Origin of the sequence: Amycolatopsis rhizosphaerae, from assembly GCF_007713715.1 — a bacterium.
In the GTDB taxonomy this organism is placed as follows: domain Bacteria; phylum Actinomycetota; class Actinomycetes; order Mycobacteriales; family Pseudonocardiaceae; genus Amycolatopsis_E; species Amycolatopsis_E rhizosphaerae.
Window position 1 is genome coordinate 1 of the sequence record NZ_VJWX01000702.1, and the last position, 2,761, is coordinate 2,761.

Here is a 2,761-nt window from a genome sequence, read left to right on the forward strand (position 1 = left end):
CGGGCATGTATCAGCCCGGGCGGGGCACCTGGCTGGGTGCGGTTTTGGTGTTCGAGCCCGCGCGGCCCCCTGTGGTCGAGTTCGTGCGGCCCGATCTGGAGCCGCCGTTTCGGCAGTCGCCGCCGCCGATCGGGTTTCAGGACGAGTTGCGGTTCTTCCCGCGGGCCGAGGAGCACATTCCGGTGTGGCTGCTTGAGCGTGCCGGTCTGGCCCCCGCGCCCGTGCCGACGACTGACGGCGGGGTGCGGACTCCGCGTATCTGGGATGGTCTCGACGCGTCTGGCAAGCCGCTCATCCGCCGTGAGCCGCTTGTGTCCGGCGAGGTCGAGCGGGTGCTGGCGTATCTTGATGCGGCGCCGGTGATCCTGGCGTCGCGTAGCAGGGGGCCGGATGCGTTCGCTCCGGATCGCGAGGACGCGGTGCCGATGAACTTCCGTACGGATGGGGCCTGGGCCTGGCCCGGGGCGGTCGCGTACTACCTGCGTGAGCACGGGGTTGCGCCGGATCCGGATCTTCTCGCCCACATCCGGTCCCGCCGTTTCACCGCACCTGCTGAAGTCCCCGAACCCGTCAAGGACCTCGCCCTCGCCGCCATCACCGGCGAACAACCCCACACCGCCGAGTGACCTCGGTCAGTCCAGCCAGGTGACGCACGAAGGAGCAGCAGTGGAAGCACGGGAAGCTGTCGAGAAGGTCGAGCAGTGGTTGCGCACCGGCACGTCCACCGACCTGACGACGGGGGAGCACGCCGTGCGGGTCGACCACGAGAACGTGTTGCGTGTACCGGAAGGCTGGTACGTGCCGTACGACACGGTGCGGGCGCTGGACGGGGGAGACTGGCTGGCCGCACTGGTGCCGCAGCCCGCCCTGGTCGTGCGTGAGGACGGCGCGCTGCGCCAGCCCGATCTCAGTCCGGAAGGCAGGCTGCCGAGTTCGCCCGTGCCCGGCGAGGAGGACTGGCAGGAGATCCTCGAGCCGGAGTTCGAGCACAGCGGGGTGGCCTATCTCGGCGTTCCGGCCAGCGCCGTGCTCGCCTGGCGGAAGTACGTCGACGGCGAGCCGACGGAGGAGGTGCGGATCAACCCGGAGTACGAGCAGGGCCCGGAGCGGCTGGGTTACCCGCCCATCGACACGGCGCTGGAGTACCTGCTGAGCTGCTTCTCGACCGAGCGCTACGACCGCGCGCAGTACCTGGCGGGCCTGCTGAGCGCGGAGGTGCTCATCCCTCTCGACCCGGACACCGATCAGCCGCTGGAACAGCAGTGGGAGGAAGGCCGGACGATGCTGCGGGTGTACAGCTCCCGGCGCCGTCTGCCGGTCGGCACGGCGCGCTGGCTGCGCGCCGACGTGCTGTCGGTCATCGACCGGTTCCCCGGCGTCGGCCTGCTGATCAACCCGGGTTCCTTTCCCTCGGACCGACTGGAGGCAAGTGAACTCGCCGCCGCGCGGGCCGAATGGCCCAAGTTCCGCCAGTCGCCGCCGGTCGTGGAGGTCTCACCGGAGCATTCCGAGCGGCTGGCCGAAACGGGCAGGCTCGTCGCGGAACGGTTCGGGCTGGACGACCCGCTCGCCGGACTGGGCGGGGCGATGGCGAAGGCCAGGGCCGCCGGGTTCGAACTGTCCGAAGTGGAGTGCGAACACTTCGTCGTCGGCCGGGCATGGGAACGTCGCAACGGCGTGCCCGCCGACGGGGTCGACTCGCCCGGGGACGACCTGTCCGGCCAGGAGTGGCCGGAGGACCTGGCGGCCAACGGCCTGTCGGCGGGCTACGACGCCCTCGGCCGGGTCCGGCCGCACGCGACGGGTTCGGGCAAGTTCTTCCGGCAGGACGCCGACGGGGTGGGCTTCCAGTGGCACCGCATCACCGGGGCCTTCGTCGGGTTCGCCCTGGGCGAGTCGCTCGGCCTCGCGGTGGACAAGCTGAGCACGCCGGAGATCCACGCCCGGCTGGACGAGGGCCTGCTGGAGCGGGTCGGCAGGCCCGGCCCGCTCACCGAGCAGTTGCTGTTCCACACCGAGGGTCTGCTGCGGGCGCTGCCCGCCCGCGTGACCCCGGCGTTGCAGACGGTCGGGGTCCTCGCCCTGCGACGGTGGCGGGAGGTCGGCGGCAACGACGGGTGGCTGGCCCGCGTGGGGGCCCTGCGCGACCGGACACCCGTGCCTGCCGTGTCCGCCGACGACGTCAGCTACCTCGTGCCGGGCCTGGTGGCCGCGCTCTGCGGCGGCGGCCCCGAATGGGACGAGAACACCGCCGCGCAGGTCGGCAGGCTGCTCGCGGCGGGTGCCGGCGCCGACGGGCCCACGGCCGACGCGGCGGCCGCCGTGGCGGATCTGTTCGCCCGGCTGTTCCAGCGGGCCGACCCGGCGTATCCGCCGCATGTGCATGTCCAGCGGCAACTGGACGCGGGGACGGTGTCCGGCCCGGTGGCCGAGGCGCTGGCCAACGCCGCCCGCACCAGGGTCGAACTGGTCCGCGCCGACCACGAGGAACTGGACGCGGCAGGCACCGGGCGCAGCGCCGTGGACGCGCTGGGCCGGTCGTTGATCGCGGTGTTCCGGAGGTTCTTCGACCCGCGCTGGACGCTGGTCTCGGCGGTAACGCACTCGGGCCACAGCGCCATCACCGGGGCGCTGGCCGGGGCGATGCTGGGCGCCCGGTACGGCATCCCGGGCCTGCCCGAGGACTGGTTGCACCAGCTGGAACTCCGCGATCTGGTGGAGACCGTCGCGGGAGATGCGTTCTGGCACTTCTCCGCCCACC

General features: G+C 72.2%; 2 protein-coding genes. Both read left to right on the forward strand.

Annotation, left to right across the window (positions count from 1 at the left end; genetic code table 11):
* The coding region (locus tag FNH05_RS35760) for a ferredoxin (protein ID WP_144593267.1) at positions 1 to 626 on the forward strand (626 nt) is incomplete at its 5' end.
* 40 nt (positions 627 to 666) lie between these two features.
* On the forward strand, positions 667 to 2,761 hold a 2,095-nt coding region (locus FNH05_RS35765), incomplete at its 3' end, for a YrhB domain-containing protein (RefSeq protein WP_144593268.1).